16 protein-coding genes are annotated in these 19,891 nt (G+C 56.3%); 6 read left to right on the forward strand and 10 right to left on the reverse strand.

The window, feature by feature from the left end; translation table 11 throughout:
* Nucleotides 1-34: 34 nt before the first annotated feature.
* Nucleotides 35-394: a hypothetical protein gene (locus CFI10_RS08240; protein ID WP_091826985.1), complete on the forward strand. Its 360-nt coding sequence runs from the start codon at nucleotides 35-37 to the stop codon at nucleotides 392-394.
* Between the two features lie 37 nt (nucleotides 395-431).
* On the opposite strand, the gene CFI10_RS08245 is transcribed toward CFI10_RS08240, so the two are convergent.
* Complete coding sequence (locus tag CFI10_RS08245) at nucleotides 432-863, reverse strand: MaoC family dehydratase (RefSeq protein WP_091826986.1); 432 nt, start codon at nucleotides 861-863, stop codon at nucleotides 432-434.
* A 203-nt stretch (nucleotides 864-1,066) separates the two neighbouring features.
* Here CFI10_RS08245 and CFI10_RS08250 point away from each other — a divergent pair, with 203 nt between their 5' ends.
* Both CFI10_RS08250 and CFI10_RS08255 read left to right on the forward strand, forming a co-directional pair.
* Entirely contained in the window at nucleotides 1,067-2,845 is a 1,779-nt protein-coding gene (locus tag CFI10_RS08250; RefSeq protein ID WP_206841252.1) for an acyl-CoA dehydrogenase C-terminal domain-containing protein, read from the forward strand.
* An 88-nt stretch (nucleotides 2,846-2,933) separates the two neighbouring features.
* Entirely contained in the window at nucleotides 2,934-4,142 is a 1,209-nt protein-coding gene (locus CFI10_RS08255; protein ID WP_206841254.1) for a YbfB/YjiJ family MFS transporter, read from the forward strand.
* Nucleotide 4,143: 1 nt separating this feature from the next.
* On the opposite strand, the gene CFI10_RS08260 is transcribed toward CFI10_RS08255, so the two are convergent.
* Nucleotides 4,144-5,346: a multidrug effflux MFS transporter gene (locus CFI10_RS08260; RefSeq protein WP_091826989.1), complete on the reverse strand. Its 1,203-nt coding sequence runs from the start codon at nucleotides 5,344-5,346 to the stop codon at nucleotides 4,144-4,146.
* Nucleotides 5,347-5,551: 205 nt separating this feature from the next.
* On the opposite strand from CFI10_RS08260, the gene CFI10_RS08265 reads away from it, so the two are divergent.
* From CFI10_RS08265 to katG, 3 genes are all read left to right on the forward strand, one after another.
* On the forward strand, nucleotides 5,552-6,205 hold the full coding sequence (locus CFI10_RS08265) for a TetR/AcrR family transcriptional regulator (RefSeq protein ID WP_175527657.1): 654 nt from the start codon (nucleotides 5,552-5,554) through the stop codon (nucleotides 6,203-6,205).
* Nucleotides 6,206-6,305: 100 nt separating this feature from the next.
* Nucleotides 6,306-7,502 (forward strand): enoyl-ACP reductase FabV, encoded by a 1,197-nt coding sequence (gene fabV / locus CFI10_RS08270; RefSeq protein ID WP_206841257.1) that lies wholly within the window; start codon nucleotides 6,306-6,308, stop codon nucleotides 7,500-7,502.
* A 292-nt stretch (nucleotides 7,503-7,794) separates the two neighbouring features.
* Nucleotides 7,795-9,981, forward strand: a complete 2,187-nt coding sequence (gene katG / locus CFI10_RS08275; protein ID WP_206841260.1) for a catalase/peroxidase HPI — start codon at nucleotides 7,795-7,797, stop codon at nucleotides 9,979-9,981.
* A 77-nt stretch (nucleotides 9,982-10,058) separates the two neighbouring features.
* Here katG and CFI10_RS08280 read toward each other — a convergent pair whose 3' ends face one another.
* The 8 genes from CFI10_RS08280 to CFI10_RS08315 all read right to left on the reverse strand — a co-directional run bounded on the left by CFI10_RS08280 (nucleotide 10,059) and on the right by CFI10_RS08315 (nucleotide 19,871).
* The gene (locus CFI10_RS08280; RefSeq protein WP_206841262.1) at nucleotides 10,059-10,874 is read right to left on the reverse strand and encodes a class I SAM-dependent methyltransferase; all 816 of its coding nucleotides are present in this window, start codon (nucleotides 10,872-10,874) and stop codon (nucleotides 10,059-10,061) included.
* A 52-nt stretch (nucleotides 10,875-10,926) separates the two neighbouring features.
* Nucleotides 10,927-12,615: an AMP-binding protein gene (locus CFI10_RS08285; RefSeq protein ID WP_206841263.1), complete on the reverse strand. Its 1,689-nt coding sequence runs from the start codon at nucleotides 12,613-12,615 to the stop codon at nucleotides 10,927-10,929.
* A 53-nt stretch (nucleotides 12,616-12,668) separates the two neighbouring features.
* On the reverse strand, nucleotides 12,669-13,247 hold the full coding sequence (locus tag CFI10_RS08290) for a peroxidase-related enzyme (protein WP_206841265.1): 579 nt from the start codon (nucleotides 13,245-13,247) through the stop codon (nucleotides 12,669-12,671).
* 16 nt (nucleotides 13,248-13,263) lie between these two features.
* Nucleotides 13,264-14,190: a hydroxymethylglutaryl-CoA lyase gene (locus CFI10_RS08295; protein ID WP_206841267.1), complete on the reverse strand. Its 927-nt coding sequence runs from the start codon at nucleotides 14,188-14,190 to the stop codon at nucleotides 13,264-13,266.
* Nucleotides 14,190-16,184, reverse strand: coding sequence for an acetyl/propionyl/methylcrotonyl-CoA carboxylase subunit alpha (locus CFI10_RS08300; RefSeq protein ID WP_206841270.1), 1,995 nt, complete (start codon nucleotides 16,182-16,184; stop codon nucleotides 14,190-14,192). Before CFI10_RS08300 ends, CFI10_RS08295 begins: the two co-directional genes overlap by 1 nt.
* 6 nt (nucleotides 16,185-16,190) lie before the next feature.
* Nucleotides 16,191-16,991: an enoyl-CoA hydratase/isomerase family protein gene (locus CFI10_RS08305; RefSeq protein WP_091827008.1), complete on the reverse strand. Its 801-nt coding sequence runs from the start codon at nucleotides 16,989-16,991 to the stop codon at nucleotides 16,191-16,193.
* 28 nt (nucleotides 16,992-17,019) lie between these two features.
* The gene (locus CFI10_RS08310; protein ID WP_206841272.1) at nucleotides 17,020-18,630 is read right to left on the reverse strand and encodes a carboxyl transferase domain-containing protein; all 1,611 of its coding nucleotides are present in this window, start codon (nucleotides 18,628-18,630) and stop codon (nucleotides 17,020-17,022) included.
* 74 nt (nucleotides 18,631-18,704) lie between these two features.
* On the reverse strand, nucleotides 18,705-19,871 hold the full coding sequence (locus tag CFI10_RS08315) for an isovaleryl-CoA dehydrogenase (protein ID WP_091827010.1): 1,167 nt from the start codon (nucleotides 19,869-19,871) through the stop codon (nucleotides 18,705-18,707).
* Between the last annotated feature and the right edge of the window lie 20 nt (nucleotides 19,872-19,891).

A 19,891-nucleotide genomic window follows, 5' to 3' on the forward strand; every position in this document is an offset into this window, starting at 1 on the left:
ATGGCGATTAGAAAAGGGATTTTGGGAGTGCCAAATGAAGGAAAGAACCCGAGCTAAGGTTGCGGCAACCGTTGCCGCCGCCACTCTCAATACCCAAGTACTCAAGGTGACTGACTTGGATGAGGGGACTGTTTATCGCATTCGCGCCCTGATGCGCCATGGACGTGTTGATGGGTTTGATTGCCACTCGGAGCACCATTTCAAGGGCATGAGCAGCCATTCGATGAATTTTTATGACTACGAGGCGAAGGCTCATGTGCATTTGAAATTGGTCGGAAGCAAGATACTCGGTTATGACCTCGCAACCGAAACCGCATTTAATGGCCAAGTGCACGGCCGTCTGATCAATCTGTATGACTATGAAACCGAGCAAACCTACCGTTTCACTGTTTAATGAGGGCGCCTGACTCTGATCAAGCGCCCTCATGTTTTCAGCTTTCCCGGCGATCAACCATGAAGGTGCCTTCGCCCGTGGCAACCAGTGTTTCGCCTACATGCACGTCAGTTCTGCACTTGACACGACGACGACGTTCATCAATTTCGGTTACAGTCAGGCTTGCACGCGCCGTGTCACCGATATGGACCGGCGCCTTAAACTTCAACTGTTGATCCACGTAGATCGCCCCTGGCCCTGGCAGTCGTGTGCCTGCTACGGTGGAGATCAGTGCTGCACTGAACATGCCGTGTACGATACGCTGCTTGAACGGTGTGGTTTTAGCGTATTCATCATTGATGTGAATCGGGTTGTTATCACCGGAAATACCGGCAAACAAAATCACATCCGCATCGGTGATGGTCTTGGCATAGGAGGCGCTCATACCCACTTCGAGGTCTTCCAGATAGTAACCGTGCAATTCCTGCATCTCATGATTCTCTTGTTGGCTTTTGGAGTGAGGCTGATTGTAAACCCGGGTTGACAGTATAAAAGGACCATATGAAAGTTTTCCTGCTTATCAAACCCGTGCTACATGCTAGAATAAGTGTATTCCCTTATAAGGACCGGTGCCACTGCCTGTGAGGCACAAACCGGTATGGCTGCTTCAAACGATTAACGAGAAGGTATCCAATGGCTGATTACAACGCACCACTGAAAGATATGAAGCTGACGCTTGACCATGTTGCGCGTATGCCTGAGCTGGCGCAGAAACCGGGCTTTGAAGATGCATCGGCCGATATGGTCGATGCAATTCTGGATGAGGCTGCTCGTGTGGCACGGGATGTTGTGGCTCCGAGTAACTGGGAAGGAGACCAACAGGGTGTGCAGCTGAAGGATGGAAGTGTCGTCTGCCCGGAATCGTTCAAGGAGGCCTATCAGCAATATGCCGAGGGGGGCTGGGGATCACTCCAATTTGACCCGGAATACGGCGGTCAGGGCTTGCCGTTTCTTCTGTCTATTCCGGTGATGGAAATGTGGCACTCTGCCAACATGGCATGGGGCCTGTGTCCGATGCTGAGTCAGGGGGCGGTTGAATGTCTGGACCTGAATGGCAGTGATGAACTTAAGGAAAAGTACCTGCCCAAACTGGTTAGCGGCGAATGGACAGGTACCATGAACCTGACCGAGTCCAATGCGGGCTCTGACCTGTCGGTTGTACGTGCCAAGGCGGAACCAGAGGGTGATCACTATCGCGTCAGCGGGGAGAAAATTTTCATCACCTGGGGCGACCACCAGATGGCTGAAAACATCATTCACCTGGTGCTGGCACGTTTGCCTGATGCTCCCGCTGGCGTGCGCGGTATTTCCCTGTTCTTGGTGCCCAAGTATCTTGTCAATGAAGATGGCTCCCTGGGGGAGCTGAATACGGCTGGCCCTCTGTCGCTCGAGCACAAGCTGGGCATTCATGCCTCGCCGACTTGTGTCATGGGTTTTGATAATGCCGTTGGCTATCTGGTTGGTGAGCCGAACCGGGGTCTGGCCTGCATGTTTACCATGATGAACAACGCGCGTTTGAGCGTGGGGTTGCAGGGTGTTTCCATCTCGGAGCGCGCCTACCAACAGGCATTGCAGTATGCATTTGAGCGTATACAGGGACCGGCCGTCGGGACGAAAGAACCTGGCCCGATCATTCGGCATGCTGATGTGCGACGCATGCTCCTGACCATGAAGACCCTGACCGAAGCTGGTCGAGCCATTGCCTACGATGCCTGCGGCAGTCTTGATTTCGCGCTCAAGGCGGATACCGAAGAACAGAAGGTCCTTGAAAAGGCTCGTGCCGCTCTGCTCACGCCCATCGTCAAAGGCTGGTGTACCGAAGTGGCTCAGGAGGTGACCTCACTGGGTGTACAGGTACATGGTGGGATGGGATATGTGGAAGAGACCGGCGCCGCACAGCACTTCCGCGATGCCCGTATCCTGCCGATCTATGAGGGAACCAACGGTATCCAGGCACTGGACTTGGTGGGTCGAAAAACCTTGATGGACAAGGGCGAGGCACTGTCAGCACTGGTACAGGAGATGCGCAGTAGCGTGGCCGCATGCGACCCGTCTCTGACACCTCAGGCAAAACAGCTTGAAGAAGCGATCGCGGGGCTTGATCGTGCCCGTGAACAACTGCTCAAGGGTTCGGTGGATGACGAGCAGTGGGCCGGTGCCGTGGCGTACAACTTCATGATGCTGGCAGGCTACGTCTGCGGTGGTTGGCAGCTTCTGCGTCAAGGGAACGCTGTGGTTCGCCTGATGGCTGAAGGTGAAGATGACCCCTATCTGCAGGCAAAACTGGAGAGTGTCCGTTTCTACATGGCACAGGTGCTGCCACGCTGGAAAGGGCATGCCGACATGGTGGCTGACGGCAGTCGTTCCATCATGGCATTGTCTGAGGAGCTGTTCGCCAGCGCCTGGGAATAAATTTCATCCTGCAGGCAGATCCGGCTGGATCTGCCTCTTGCTGCAGGGCACAATCTGACACTTGTGGATATAACGATAAGGAACCACGATGTCTCATCAGGCCCAACGTCTGAAGGTTCTGTTTGCCGGAATTTTCAGTCAGATCCTCTGTATCGGGATTGCCCGATTCTCCTATACCCCACTGTTGCCCGTGATGCAGGAGCAGACCTGGATCGGCGATGCCGAAGGTGGCTGGATGGCTGCCATCAACTACGCCGGCTACATGTGCGGTGCCTTGATTGCGGCTTCATTGAGCGACCTTCAGCTCAAGGACAGACTTTACCGCATTGGCCTTGTCATGGCCGTTGTGACTACGGCAGCCATGGCATTGACAGAAAACATGCTGCTCTGGTCCTTGCTGCGTTTTCTTTCCGGTCTCAGCAGTGCCGGCTCCATGCTGATCGCATCCGGCCTGATTCTGAACTGGCTGATTCGCAATAACCATCGCAGCGAGCTGGGTATTCACTTTGCCGGTATTGGTCTGGGTATCATGTTCGCTGCCATAGTAGTGGAGATCATGCTCAGGCTGTCTCTGGGATGGGATGAACAGTGGCTCTGGTTTGCAGTGCTTGGGGTAGTGCTGGCTGCTCCGGCCTGGCACTGGATGCCAAGACCTGAACCCCTTGGCCTGGGCGGCAGTGGCCCATCAATGCTGGATCAGCCGCCGGGTAAACGCTTCATGTGGCTGATGATGATGGCCTACTTCTGTGCCGGTTACGGTTATGTGATCAGTGCGACCTTTATCGTCACCATTGTTGAGCGAGAGCCCGCACTGGCCGGCATGGGGCAGCTGGTATTTCTGGTGGTGGGACTGGCTGCGGCCCCTGCCGTAATGGTGTGGGACCTGATTGCGCGCCGAATGGGCTATCTGGGGGCGCTGTTGCTGGCCTACCTGATTCAGGTTGTGGGCATTGTCATACCGGCTCTGAGTGAGAGTCTGGCTGCTATTTTGCTGAGCGCAGTGCTTTATGGAGGAACCTTCATCGGTTGTGTCAGCCTGGTATTGACCATGGCGGGCCGGTTATACCCATCGAAGCCGGCCAAGTTAATGGGCAAAATGACCCTGTCCTACGGCGCAGCCCAGATTATCGCTCCGGCGCTGACCGGTATGCTGGCCGCGCAGAGCGGGGATTACAACACCGGCCTTTGGTTGGCCGGTGGGTTCGTAACACTGGGTGCCGTGCTGATACTGCTGTTGCGTTTCACCGACCGTACTGCCGCTGAGCTGGATCAGAGCAACCGCTTGGTCCGTGGCTGATTCAGGCGCTTGTGCTGTCGCAGGCTGACTGCCGCGGCAGCAGCCAGCGGCCGAGCACAAAGCCGCTGACGGCGCCGGCAAACATGATGGACACCATGGGCAGGGGAGTGCCGTCCCCCAGCAACCCGGTCAGAATCCCGCCAACCGCGCCGGTCGCGAAACCGCAGGCCCCGATCAGAGCCGTAGCGGTTGCAGCCGTGTGGGGGAAAAACTCACTGGTACCCGCCATCGCATTCGACATCACAAATCCCTGCATGCCGATAAAGAGCATCACCAGGACCAACACCATCCAGACGGGGGCGGGTGTCAACAGATACCCCAGCAACAGAGCGGTCGCTGCCAACAGTTGAACCTTTTGTGCACCTTGCAGCAACTGTTGAGGGCTAAAGCGGTGCAGCAAGCGAATATTGATGCGATTGCACAGCAGCAGAGTGACGATATTCGCTCCAAACAGAATTGGATACACGCTGGGTGATATGCCGTAGTAGCCGATATACATCCCGGGTGAGGCCGTGATAAAGGCAAACATGCCAGCGTAACTGGCCGCAACCGAACACAGGTAGCCCAGTGCATTTCGGTTTTGCAGCACACTCAGATAGTTGCGCAACGGGTTTGACAATGGGCCTTCGCGGGGTGCCAATGTTTCAGGCAGGCGCATGAACAGTGCCACGGAGAGAATCAGTCCATAACCAAACAAAAACATGAAAATACTGCGCCAGTCGCTGATCTTGAGAATCAGCGCCCCTATCACGGGCGCCAGCAATGGTGCCGCCATGATGATGCTGGCCATGCGGCTCATCGCCTGAGCGCTTTCGCGGCCGGAATGGCGATCCCGAATGATTGCCATTGAGTTGACCACGCTGATGCCGCCGCCAAAGCCCTGAAGAATCCTGGCCAGCCAGAGTGCATGCGCGGAATCTGCCAGCATGGCCCAGAAGGCGCCCAGCATAAAAATACTCAGGCCGGTAAAGACCGCTGTGCGTCTGCCGAAACGGTCAGAGTAGGGGCCGCCGAAGAGCTGACCAACGGCAAATCCTGCCAGGAAAAGACCGACGGTCAGTTCGATATCATGAACAATGACGCCAAGATCACTTGCAATCGCAGGAATGGCGGGCAGATAGGCATCCGTTGACAGCGGGGCGAGCGCAGTCAGTCCAGCAAGCATCAATATCAAACCCGGAATATGGGTGGTCTTGGGTGTCATTGAAGATCCTCATAACTGCAATAGCGGCGTGTTTGCACATGGGTCTTAGTGAGATGTGAAACCGTGCAAGGGAAGCAATCCGTGTGTACTCGGAAAGTGTAGTGTAATATACATTACACAATATTGACCTGTCCATTGCGTTCGGTCGTGCTGACAGGGCAGCAGGCCTGATATAATGGCCCCACATTCAGACGCAGAATTTGCCATGAACAAAATGCAGCAGGATGAAAAAACAACGGCGTGCGGGCTGACCCCAAAAGGGCTGGAGCGACAGAAGCGCATTCTCGACGCCGCTCGGGAAGTGTTTCTGGAGCAGGGATACGACAATGCCAGCATCAACGACATCATGTGTCGGGCCGGTGGTTCGTTGAGTACGCTCTACAGGCTGTTTGGCAGCAAACTGGGGTTGTTTGAAGCGATGATGGAACAGACTTCAAACCAGGTGTTTGCTGCCTTTCAGGCATTTGAATGCTCAATCAAACGGCAGGAAACTCCCGAGCAGGCACTCAAGCGTTATGCGCGACTGCTGCTGGAGCGTGTTCTCTCACCTGAGGCTGTCGGCCTATATCGTCTGATCACCACCGACTGCAGTAGCGAGCGAGAGCAGATACAGCAGCTTTTCTATGCCCAGGGCCCCAAGCGTATCAACGAGAAGCTCGCCGGCTACCTGCGTGTTCAGGTTGAGCAGGGTGTGCTGCAGATTAATAATCCGGAACTGGCTGCCTTTCAGTTTGTAGACATGGTGAAGGGCCAGTTCCAGTTGAGAGCGATGCTGGGCATGACGATAACCGATGGCGAACTCGATGCAGCTGTAGAGCAGGCAGTGGATATATTTCTGCGCGGAACTACTCCGCGCTGATCCTTTCGCACAGGCCCGCCCTGATGCTGTTGCCAAAACCTCGAATAGGGTATCTTAGGCGCAATTTGTACCCGAACACAGATGGACACTGAATCCGCATATGATTATCAAACCGAAAATCCGTGGCTTTATCTGCACTACTACCCATCCTGTCGGCTGTGAGGCCAATGTACGTGAACAGATCGCATACACTCAGGCACAGGGCAAGATTGAGAGCGGCCCCAAGCGTGCGCTGATCATCGGCTCTTCCAGTGGCTACGGCCTGTCATCTCGCATCGCAGCGGCCTTTGGCAGTGACGCCGCGACCATCGGGGTGTTTTTTGAAAAGCCGGGCAGCGAACGCAAGACTGGCACGGCCGGCTGGTATAACGCAGCCGCTTTCGACAAGCTGGCCAAGGAAGCCGGACTCTATGCCAAGAGCCTCAACGGTGATGCCTTCTCACACGAAGCCAAACAGAAAGTGATCGACCTGATTAAACAGGATCTGGGTCAGATTGATCTGGTGGTGTACTCGCTGGCGTCACCGGTGCGTAAATTGCCGGATACCGGTGAGGTGATTCGCTCTGCGCTGAAGCCGATCGGTGAGCCTTACCGCTCGACCGCCATCGATACCAACAAGGACGTGATTACCGAGGCCGAGATTGAGCCGGCTACCCAGGAAGAAGTCGATAACACCGTCAAGGTGATGGGCGGCGAAGACTGGGAACTCTGGATCAAAGCTCTGGAAGAGGCCGGTGTGTTGGCCGAAGGCTGCAAGACCGTTGCCTACAGTTATATTGGCACCGATATCACCTGGCCGATTTACTGGCACGGCGCCCTTGGCAAAGCCAAGCAGGATCTGGACCGCGCCGCTACCGAACTGAACAGCCAGCTTTCTTCGGCGCATCAGGGGCAGGCCAACGTGGCTGTGTTGAAGTCGGTGGTTACTCAGGCCAGTTCTGCAATCCCGGTCATGCCGCTTTATCTGTCCATGGTGTTCAAAGTGATGCGTGAGCAGGGTGTGCATGAAGGCTGCATGGAGCAGGTGCATCGCCTGTTCAATACCGGCCTGTACGGTGACACTGCCCAGATTGATGAAGGCAACCGTTTCCGCATGGATGATTGGGAGCTACGTGAAGACGTGCAGCAGGCGTGCCGTGATCTTTGGCCGCAGGTCACCTCCGAGAACCTGTTTGATGTGACCGACTATCAGCTGTACAAGGATGAATTCCTGAAGCTGTTTGGTTTTGGCATTGATGGCATAGACTACGATGCTGATGTGAATCCGGATGTACAGTTCGACGTGGACGATATCTGATTTCAATACCCGTTTGTCGGTAACAGACTTTTCAAGCCCCGCTGTGAGTGATCACAGCGGGGGCTTTTGTTTTTGCGCTCTGCAATGTCTGGCGTACATGGAGGACAGGCCGGTAAAGGCCAGCTTGAATCAGGCTATCGAACGTAAACCCTATATTCAATACGGCTGTTATAGGCGCCTGCTATGGTGAACATAAAGATAATCAACCGTACAGAGTCGGTTTAGGCTGCTAAGTTGTAAGACAGACAATATCAAGGCAACACTCAACATCAAATCCAAAGGGAAGACTGATATGAGCCAGAATAATAATTCCACCGGCAAATGTCCGGTGATGCATGGTGCCAACACGGGAGCGTCTGACAGCGTCATGGAGTGGTGGCCCAAATCACTGAATCTCGACATCCTGCACCAGCATGACCGCAAGACCAACCCTCTTGGTGAAGAATTCAATTACCGCGAAGAATTCAAAAAGCTGGACCTGGAAGCGGTTAAAAACGATCTCAAGGCTTTGATGACTGACAGTCAGGACTGGTGGCCGGCTGACTGGGGCCACTACGGCGGCTTGATGATCCGTATGGCCTGGCACTCGGCCGGTACTTACCGTATCGCCGATGGCCGTGGTGGTGCAGGTACCGGCAACCAGCGTTTTGCACCGATCAACTCCTGGCCGGACAACGGTAACCTGGACAAGGCGCGTCGTCTGCTTTGGCCAATCAAGAAAAAATACGGCAACAGGCTCTCCTGGGCCGACCTGATAATCCTGGCCGGTAACATGGCCTACGAGTCCATGGGCTTCAAGACCTTCGGTTTTGCCGGTGGTCGTGAGGATATCTGGCATCCTGAGAAGGATACCTACTGGGGCTCTGAGAAAGAGTGGCTGGCACCCTCCGGCAGTGAGGGCAGCCGTTACTCCGGTCAGCGTGATCTGGAAAACCCGCTGGCAGCTGTAATGATGGGTCTGATCTACGTTAACCCGGAAGGCGTTGATGGCAAGCCTGATCCGCTGAAAACTGCACATGACGTACGGGTTACCTTCGAGCGCATGGCGATGAACGACGAGGAAACCGTTGCCCTGACCGCCGGTGGTCATACCGTGGGTAAGGCACATGGTAATGGCGATGCCGCCAATCTGGGTCCCGAACCAGAAGCAGCCGGAATTGAGGAACAGGGTTTTGGCTGGATGAACCACAAAACCCGCGGTGTTGGTCGTGATTCAGTCACCAGCGGTATCGAAGGGGCCTGGACCAGCGAGCCGACCAAGTGGGACTACGGCTACTTCGACATGTTGCTCAACCATGAGTGGGAACTGACCAAAAGCCAGGCCGGTGCCTGGCAGTGGAAGCCGGTGGACATCAAGGAAGAGGACATGCCGGTGGATGTAGAAGATTCTTCCATCCGCTGCATGCCGATGATGACCGATGCCGATATGGCGATGAAGATGGACCCGGAATACCGCAAGATCTCCGAGCGATTCCAGAAGGACCCGGCATACTTCGACGAGGTTTTTGCTCGTGCCTGGTTCAAGCTGACCCATCGTGATCTGGGGCCGAAGAGCCGTTACCTGGGGCCGGATGTACCGGCCGAGGATTTGATCTGGCAGGACCCGGTCCCAAGCGTGGATTACACCCTGGACGATGCCGAAGTTACCGATCTGAAAGCGAAAATTCTGGCCAGCGGCCTGAGTGTATCCGAACTGGTTGCCACCGCATGGGACAGCGCTCGTACCTTCCGTGGTTCCGACTACCGCGGCGGTGCCAACGGTGCACGCATTCGTCTGGCACCGCAAAAGGACTGGGAGGGCAATGAGCCGGAGCGGCTGCAGAAGGTGCTCAAGGTGCTGGAAGGCATTCAGTCAGATCTTGGCAAGCCGGTCAGCATGGCTGACCTGATTGTTCTTGGCGGTACCGCAGCGGTTGAAAAGGCAGCCCGGGATGCCGGTGTAAATGTAACAGTGCCGTTCGCGCCGGGCCGTGGTGACGCCACGCCGGAGATGACTGACGGGGATGCGTTTGACGTGCTTGAGCCCCTGCATGATGCCTATCGCAACTGGCTGAAGAAGGATTATGTGGTTTCTCCCGAGGAGATGATGCTGGATCGTACCCAGTTGATGGGGCTCACAGCTCCTGAGATGACCGTACTGGTCGGTGGCATGCGTGTACTGGGTACCAACCACGGTGGCAGCAAGCATGGCGTGTTCACGGATCGTGAGGGTGTACTGACGAACGATTTCTTCGTCAACCTGACCGACATGAGCAACAGTTGGAAACCGACCGGCAAGAACAGCTATGACATCGTTGACCGCAACACCGGTCAGACGAAATGGACAGCGACCCGAGTGGATCTGGTGTTCGGTTCAAACTCCATTTTGCGCGCATACGCCGAGGTGTACGCTCAGGATGACAACAAGGAGAAGTTCATCAAGGACTTCGTCAATGCATGGACCAAAGTGATGAACGCGGATCGCTTTGATCTGAAATAATTGTCTGGCCCGCCAGGGCCGGATCAAGTGCCAAAGCCACGGCCAGTCATACTGCCCGTGGTTTTTTGTGGCGGCACTCAACTGCGCGCCGCAACCAGCTCAATCACCCGAATGGCACCCGCTTCAAGATTCAATACCAGATTTTTGCCCATATCTGCGAACCGTGAACCCAATATCAATGCAGGCGAAAGCGCCGCTCGGCCCACATGCCCCGAATCCTCTTTTTGCAATTGACGTTGTCGCCAGGCCAGTGCCTCATCGCTCCAGTCATCAAGCTGGATATTGGCAAAACCAGCCTGCTGCAATTGCTGCTGCAGTGTCTGTGCAGTCACCAGATGTGAATGTACCGCATCCTCGGCCCAGGGGACCGGGTAGCGCATCTGCTCGGGCTGTGGGCCGCAGACCACTTCGTGCATCAGCAATGTCCCGCGGGGCTTCAATACACGCCAACATTCGCTCAGAACCCTGGAGTTGTCCGGCATGTTGAGAAAGCTGTGCTGAAACAGAACCAGATCCAGACTTTGGTCGGCAAAAGGCAGGTGGTGAGCATCCCCGGTGATAATCGGATTGCTGACCGGAGCGGAGAAACAGTCATTCAGGCCAAGGTTGAGTTGGTTGAAGCGGTGGGTGATATCCAGCCCGATCATGCTGAAACCCATGGCGGACGCCTGACGCATCAGCCCACCGGCGCCGGAACCGATATCAAGAATGTGACGGTGCCTGTCCAGATCAAGATGACGCAGCAGGCGCTCTGAAGCCTTGATGCCGCCGATGTGCAATTGATCCAGTGGTGCCAGCTGAAACAGGTCCGCTCCTGCGGGGTACGCTGAATAAACCTGCTCCAGTATCCATGAAGGATCAAGTGACTGATCGTAGTGCTTGTCGATACTCATAACTGAAAACGCCGGCCAGTGGCCGGCGTTGGGTCTCCTTCAGGTAGCTGAATCAATCATCCAGACCCAGCTCGGCAATGGACATTTCGCGCATCTTGAACTTCTGTATCTTGCCGGTGACCGTCATCGGGAAGGCATCGACAAACTTGAAGTAACGCGGAATCTTGAAGTGAGTGATTTTGCCTTTGCAGAACTCACGCAGCTCCTCGGCTGTGACGTCATCGGCATGCGGGTGAAGCTTGACCCATGCGATCAGCTCTTCACCGTACTTCTTATCCGGTACGCCCGTAACCTGGACTTCCGACACGGCCGGGTGGGTGTAGAGGAACTCTTCGATCTCTTTCGGGTAAACGTTCTCACCGCCGCGAATCACCATATCCTTGATACGGCCAACGATTTGGATATAGCCCTCGTCATCCATGGTGGCCAGGTCACCGGTGTGCATCCAGCCGGCTTCATCAATGGCTTCGGCAGTGGCCTTTTCGTTGTTCCAGTATTTCAGCATGACGCTGTAGCCACGGGTGCAAAGCTCACCAATTTCGCCGCGAGGTACGATCTGTCCGTTACCCGGGTCTACAATCTTGCTCTCCAGATGCGGCTGAGTCCGCCCTACAGTTGATACGCGCTTTTCAATGCTGTCCTTGGCACCGGTCTGGGTTGATACCGGGCTGGTTTCGGTCATGCCGTAGGCGATCTGAACTTCCTTCATGTTCATTTTGCTGATCACTTGCTTCATCACCTCGGTGGGACAGATGGAACCCGCCATGATGCCGGTACGCAGGGTCGACAGGTCAAAGCTGTCGAATTCGGGGTGATCCAGCTCGGCAATGAACATGGTTGGCACGCCGTAAAGAGCGGTGGCTTTTTGTGAGTGGACTGCCTTGAGCACCGAAGTCGGATCGAACCCTTCGTCTGGATAGATCATGGTCGCACCGTGGGTGATGCAACCCAGGTTACCCATCACCATGCCAAAACAGTGGTACAGCGGCACCGGAATCACCAGTCGGTCTTCGCTGGTAAAGCCCATGCTCTCGGCAACGAAAAAGCCATTGTTCAGAATATTGTGGTGCGACAGGGTGGCACCCTTGGGGAAACCGGTGGTGCCTGATGTGTACTGAATGTTGATCGGATCATCAAACTGCAGTGTGGCCTGCAGGTCGGCCAGCTCGTCTTCACTGACATGATCCGCCAGTTCCAGCATGTCGGCCCAGCGCCACATGCCAGGGTGTTTCTCGTCTGACAGGTTGATGATGCACTCCAGATCAGGCAGTTTCTGTGACTTCAGTTTGCCATCGGCACAGGCTTTAAGCTCAGGTGCCAGCTCGTACAGCATGCCGCGATAGTCAGAAGTTTTGAAGCTGTCAGCGGTGATCAGGAAGCGAGCGCCTGACTGGTTGAGGGCATATTCCAGCTCATGGGTACGGTAGGCCGGGTTGACGTTGACGAGGATCGCACCGATTTTGGCCGTGGCGATCTGGCTGACCGTCCACTCGGAGCAGTTCGGCGACCAGACGCCGACTCGATCCCCCTTGCGGACCCCCATGGACAGGAGTGCACGGGCGCACTGATTGGCGCGCTGCTGCAACTCGCGGTAGCTCCAGTGCACATTTTGGTGCAGCACAATCAGTGCGTCGTTATCCGGGTAAGTATTGGCAATCTCATCGAACTTGTCACCGATGGTCATGCCGATCAGCGGTTTTTCAGCGGTGCTGCTGGTGTAACTTGGTAGTGGTTTGCTCATCGCTATGACTCCGATTTTTGTTGTTATCCGGACAGATGAATAGGTGTAACCGCTTAGCGGAATCGTCCGTGGTATTCAGGGTTTGGCTGCATGTCCACCGCGCTCGCAACGCGGTTGGTCATGTTGTAGAAACCGGCAATATTGGCAATATCCCAAATGCCACGCTCGCTGAAACCCGCATCACGCAGTGCTTGCCGATCCGATTCCAGGATCTCGGCAGGGGTTACGGTCAGTTTATGGGCAAAGTCGAGCATGGCACGCTGACGTGGCTCAAGGTCGGCAACGCGATAGTTCATCACCATCAATTCACCCAGGGTCGGGTTACCCGAGTATTCACGTACTGCGGCACCGTGGGCTGTCATGCAGTAAAAGCAGCCATTATGTGATGAGACGACGACGGCGATCATTTCTCGTTCCAGTGGGCTGAGCTCACTTTCACCAAACATCAACTCGTTATAAAAGCGAGTGAAAACATCAAACTGAGCCATGTTTTGGCTGTAGGCCTGTAAAACATTAGGTATCAATCCCAGTTTTTCATCACACTTGCCAAAGTATTTCTGTACGTCTTCCGGCAGTTGGTGTCGCTCGGGGATCGGCAGTTCGAGCGCGGTAATATGATCGGGCTGAGACATCCTGTTTATCCTCCTGTTATTGTGATGCGGCTGACCTTGGGGTGCAGTCGCCCATCGCTTGTGCAACCTTGGAACCGTTGTGACGTCCCAACTGCTGTGTAATCCAGTGACCGGTATTGACCACAGCCTGAAGGTCTACGCCAGTATCAATGCCCAACCCCTGCAGCAGATAGAGCACATCTTCGGTTGCCACATTGCCGGATGCGCCTCTGGCGTAGGGGCATCCTCCGAGGCCTGCAGTGGAGCTGTCGATCACGGCGATGCCTTCTTCCAGCACCGCATACAGATTGGCCAGTGCCTGACCGTAGGTATCGTGGAAATGCGCGGCCAACTGGCTGATCGGGACAACTTTTGTGACCGCTTCCAGCATCCGCTTGGCCTTGAGTGGCGTGCCCGTACCGATGGTGTCACCCAGCGAAATCTCGTAGCAGCCCATGTCGATCAGGTCACGGCTGACCCGGGCCACCTGGACCGGGTCAATATCGCCCTGATAGGGGCAGCCCAGTACGGTTGAAACATAGCCACGCACGCGAATTCCTTCGCTCCGCGCCTGTTCAATCAACGGGGCAAAGCGCTCAAGACTTTCGGCGATGGAGCAGTTGATGTTCTTCTGCGTAAAGGCCTCGGAGGCTGCGCTGAATACCGCAACCTCCTCAACGCCGGCGGCGATGGCGCCTTCCAGCCCCTTCAGGTTGGGGGCCAGGGCCGAATAGGTGACACCGGGCTTGCGCTGAATGCCCGCCATGACCGCGCTGGCATCACCCATCTGTGGTACCCACTTGGGAGAGACAAAACTGGCGGCTTCGATATGGATCAGGCCGGTGGCACTGAGCCGGTTGATCAATTCAACCTTGACCTCGGTGGCGATCACCGGTCCCGGCTCATTCTGTAGGCCGTCCCGTGGTGCCATCTCGACGATGCGGACCTGTTGCGGGAATGCCATCAGGCGGCCTCCTCTGAGTCGAGTTCAAGTGCGATCAGCTCTGCACCTTCCGACACCAGATCACCCTCGGCAAAGAACACCTCACTGACGCTGCCATCAGCCGGCGCCTTGATTGCGTGTTCCATCTTCATTGCCTCCATGATCACCAGTGTCTGGCCCGATTTGACGCGATCACCGGCCTTCACCATCACCGCAACCACCGAGCCGTTCATGGGTGCCTGAAGTCCGCCTTCACTGGCCTGATCTTCGAGACCGAACTGCTCACGGTGCAACGCACAGTGGAAGGTTTCACCTTCATGGAACAGCGCCAGCTGATCCTGATGCAGATCGCCACAGATGCTGAAGCGATGACCGTTTACGGTCGCCTGCAGGCGATCATCGTCAAGGCTGGCGCGGACGTCGTAGCAGCTGTCACCAATGCGGATTTCGTAATGATCGTCCTGTTCCAGAATGCTCAGACTGTGCTGAACATCATCGCTGAGCAGGTTCATTGGTCGTGCATAGCGTGAATTCAAACGCCAGCTGTTTTGACGCGCAAAGGGTGAGAAGGGGTCCGCGGGCAGGGTCTGTTCAGCCTTGTTGCGCAACAGGAAGAAGCAGGCACTCAGTACCAGTCCCAGGTTCTCGTCCAGACGTGCAGGCGGGAACAGCAGGGCTTCATGCTTGCCGATAAAGCCGGTATCCAGCTCTTCGTTGCGGAAGGGCGCCGAGTCGGCCAGTGCATGCAGGAAGCGGATGTTGGTCTTGACGCCGCCGATCCGATACTCCTCCAGCGCCTGCACCATACGGTTGATGGCGCGTTCGCGACTGTCATCCCATACGATCAGTTTGGCAATCATCGGGTCGTAGTGGATGCTGACCTCGTCACCCTCGACCACACCGGTATCCACACGCACGTGGGCATTTTCATCCGGAGTGCGCAAGTAACGCAGGGTGCCGGTGGCCGGCAGGAAGTCATGGTCCGGGTCTTCGGCGTAGATACGGGCTTCCAGGGCATGACCCCGCAGCTTTATCTGATCCTGCTGCAACGGCAGCGGCTCGCCATTGGCAACACGCAGCTGCCATTCCACCAGGTCCTGAGCGGTTATCATCTCGGTGACAGGATGTTCGACCTGCAGACGCGTATTCATCTCCATAAAGTAGAAGGAGCCATCCACGTCATACAGGAACTCGACAGTACCGGCACCCACGTAGTCGATCGCTTGGGCGGCGCGTACGGCGGCTTCACCCATTGCTTTGCGGGTCTCGGGGCTGAGTCCCGGAGCGGGTGCCTCTTCCAGTACCTTCTGGTGACGGCGCTGAACAGAGCAGTCACGTTCGGCAAGGTACACACCGTTGCCTTTACTGTCACAGAACACCTGAATCTCGACGTGGCGGGGCTGGGTCAGGTATTTCTCGATCAACATGTCCGGGTTGCCAAACGCGTTTTTCGCTTCGCGCTGGGCAGCGGCCAAGGCATCGTCGAATTCGCTCATTGCCTCAACCACGCGCATGCCTTTGCCGCCACCACCGGCGACCGCTTTCAACAGCAGCGGGAAGCCGCATTTCTTGGCTTCGACACGCAGAAGCTCCGGAGACTGGTCGTCGCCGTGGTAACCCGGTACCAGAGGAACACCGGCATCCTGCATTATCGCCTTGGCGGCAGATTTGGAGCCCATGGCAGCGATGGCAGAGGCGGGCGGACCGATAAAGACGATATCATTGGCTTCACAGGCCTTGGCGAAGTCGGTGTTCTCGGACAGAAAACCGTAACCCGGATGAATGGCCTGAGCACCGCTGGATTTGGCGATCTCGATGATTTTGTCGGCACGCAGATAGCTTTCACTGCTCGCGGCCGGGCCCAGGAGGAAGGCTTCGTCCGCCATGGCAACATGGCGCGCATGACGGTCCGCTTCCGAATAGACGGCAACACAACGGATGCCGAGGCGGTGGGCGGTCTGAATCACTCGGCAGGCGATCTCGCCGCGATTGGCAATCAGAATCTTGTTAAACATGGCAAATTAATCCTCGATCCAGTTCGGTGTGCGTTTGTCGAGGAAGGCGCTAAGCCCTTCCTGACCCTCTGCGCTGACACGGATATCGGCAATGCGGCAGGCCGTGTCATCGATGACCGACTGGTCAATGGTTTTCTGGCTGACGGCAAAAATCAGTTCTTTTGCGGCATGCATCGCCTGAGGGCTGTTGCGGCGCAGCTGGGCAATGAAGCGGCTGCAGGCTTCATCGAGCAGATCGGCGTGGGGCACAACCTGATGCACCAGTCCGGCGTCAGCCGCGATTTTGGCGCTGAAGGGTTCAGCGGTGAGGAAGTAGCGGCGGGACAGCCGCTCGCCCAAAGCCCGCACCACATAGGGGCTAATCACGGCCGGGATCAGGCCGATTTTGACTTCGCTGAGGCAAAACGAGCTCTGCTCAGTGGCGATGACGATATCGCAGCAGGCGGCAAGCCCAACGGCACCGCCGTAAGCGGCGCCCTGAACCAGCCCGATGGTGGGTTTACTGTGATTATTCAGCACTTCCATCAGTCGGGCCAGCTGGCCAGCATCCTCAAGATTTTCCTGATGGCTGTTCTGCGCCATCCGTTTCATCCAGCCCAGATCAGCTCCAGCAGAAAAATTGCGGCCATTGGATCGCAGTACCAGTACCCGTACCTCGGGACTCCGGTCAGTGGATTCCAGTGCCTCGATCAGGGCCGCAATGATGCTGTCGTCAAAGGCGTTGTGTACCTCTGGCCGGTTCAGCGTCAGGGTTGCAACCCCCTGGTCTGAGATCTGCAGCAATACGGCGTTATTGTTATTGTCCATAGCGCTTTCCTTATTATGTCTCGACCGGTTACATGCGGAAGACGCCGAAACGGGTGTCGTCAATCGGCTTGTTCAATGCTGCTGAAAGTCCCATGCCGATCACGTCACGCGTCTGGGCCGGATCGATGACGCCGTCATCCCAGAGGCGGGCACTGGCGTAATAGGGATGGCCCTGGTGCTCATAGGTGTCGATGATCGGTTTCTTGAATGCCTTCTCTTCATCCGCTGACCAGGTTTCGCCGCTGCGTTCCATGCCGTCACGCTTAACGGTTGCCAGCACACCGGCGGCCTGCTCGCCGCCCATGACCGAGATACGGGCGTTGGGCCACATCCAGAGGAAGTTGGGGCTGTAGGCGCGTCCGCACATGCCGTAGTTGCCGGCACCGAAACTGCCACCGATCAGTACGGTGAGCTTGGGCACATTGGCACAGGCAACGGCTGTTACCATCTTGGCACCGTGTTTGGCGATACCTTCGGACTCAGCCTTCTGCCCTACCATGAAGCCGGTAATGTTTTGCAGGAACAGCAGAGGAATTTTGCGCTGGCAGCAGAGCTCGATGAAGTGGGCGCCTTTCTGCGCTGAGTCACCGAACAGAATGCCGTTGTTGGCGACGATGCCAACCGGGTAGCCATGGATATGAGCAAAACCGGTCACCAGCGTTGTGCCATAGTATTTCTTGAACTCATCAAATTCGGAGCCATCCACGATGCGGGCAATGACTTCACGCACATCGTAGGGTTTGCGCAGGTCGGTGCCGACAACGCCATAGAGCTCGTCTGCGGAGTAGAGTGGGGCGACGGGCTTGCGCAGGTTGAGATCACTCAGCTGCTTGCGGTGGTTGAGGTTTTTTACACAATCGCGGGCGATCTGCAGCGCGTGTTGATCATTTTCAGCGTAATGGTCGGCAACACCGGAGACCTTGCAGTGCACATCAGCGCCACCCAGGTCCTCGGCACTGACCACTTCACCGGTCGCGGCTTTCACCAGAGGAGGGCCGGCCAGAAAGATGGTGCCCTGGTTGCGCACGATGATCGATTCATCCGCCATGGCAGGAACGTAGGCGCCACCGGCGGTACACAGGCCCATTACTACCGCGATTTGCGGAATGCCCTTGGAGGACATGCGGGCCTGATTGAAGAAGATGCGACCGAAGTGATCACGATCCGGAAACACGTCATCCTGACGGGGCAGGTTGGCACCACCGGAGTCAACCAGATAGATGCAGGGCAGGTGGTTCTGTTCGGCGATTTCCTGAGCGCGCAGGTGTTTTTTCACCGTGACCGGGTAATAGGTGCCGCCCTTTACCGTGGCGTCGTTGGCGATGATCATGCATTCCACACCGCTGACGCGACCGATACCGGTAATGATACCGGCGGCCGGTACCTCTTCCTCATACACGTTGTAACCGGCCAGCTGAGACAGCTCAAGGAAGGGTGAACCTTCGTCGATCAGGGTGTTGATACGCTCGCGGGGCAGCAGCTTGCCGCGTGACAGGTGGCGTTCCTGGTTTTTAGGGCCGCCTCCCTGTTCAATCATGGATACCTTGTCGCGCAGGTCGGTGATGGCTGCCGCCATGGCGTCGTGATTGGCACGGAACTCGTCCGAGCGTGGGTTAACTTTACTGTGCAATTGAGTCATCAGGTCGCTCCCCGTTTTGCCGGGCAGACGGGCTGCCCGGACGGTGTCGATTATTCTTGTTGGTTGAGGAAAGCTTATTTGTTGAGGAACAGCTCACGGCCAATCAGCATGCGGCGAATCTCGGAGGTGCCGGCACCAATCTCGTACAGCTTGGCATCGCGCAGCAGACGACCAGTCGGGAATTCATTGATGTAGCCGTTGCCGCCCAGCAGCTGGATGGCATCCAGTGCCACCTTGGTAGCCATTTCGGCTGAGTAGAGAATGGCTCCGGCGGCATCCTTGCGGGTGGTTTCGCCGCGGTCGGCAGACTGGGCCACCATATAAACGTAGGATTTGGCAGCGTTCATTTGGGTATACATGTCAGCCACCTTGCCCTGTACCAGCTCAAACTCGCCGATGGCCTGACCGAACTGCTTGCGATCGCGGATATAAGGCACCACGATGTCCATCGCCGCCTGCATGATGCCCAGCGGGCCACCGGACAGTACCAGACGCTCGTAGTCCAGCCCGCTCATCAGCACCTTAACGCCGCCGTTCAATTCACCGAGGATGTTTTCCTTGGGTACCTTGGCGTCCTGGAATACCAGCTCGCAGGTGTTGGAGCCGCGCATGCCCAGCTTGTCCAGCTTCTGTGCCTGGGTGAAACCTTCGGTATCACGCTCAACAATAAAGGCGGTGATACCCTTGGGGCCGGCAGCCGGGTCGGTCTTGGCGTAGATCACATAGACGTTGGCATCGGGGCCGTTGGTGATCCACATTTTGTTGCCGTTAAGCACATAATGGTCACCGGCATCGCGCGCGGTGAGTTTCATCGACACCACATCGGAACCCGCGTTGGGCTCGGACATCGCCAGGGCCCCGATATGTTCACCGCTGATCAGTTTGGGTAGATATTTGGCGCGCTGCTCATCGTTACCGTTGCGGTGAATCTGGTTGACGCACAGGTTGGAATGAGCACCGTAAGACAGGCCAACGGAGGCGGAAGCACGGCTGATCTCTTCCATGGCAATAACATGGGCCAGGTAGCCCATCTCAACGCCACCCCATTCTTCCTTTACCGTAATCCCAAGCAGACCCATGTCGCCAAACTTGCGCCAGAGATCGTTCGGGAACAGGTTTTCGTGGTCAATCGCTTCGGCACGGGGAGCAATTTCCTGAGCGGCGAAACTGTTGATCTGTTCGCGCAGCATGTCGATGGTTTCGCCCAGTCCAAAGTTCAGTTCAGAATATGCAGAGATCATTATGTCCACCTTTGATTATG

This window comes from Marinobacterium iners, from assembly GCF_017310015.1.
Classification (GTDB): Bacteria; Pseudomonadota; Gammaproteobacteria; order Pseudomonadales; family Balneatricaceae; genus Marinobacterium; species Marinobacterium iners.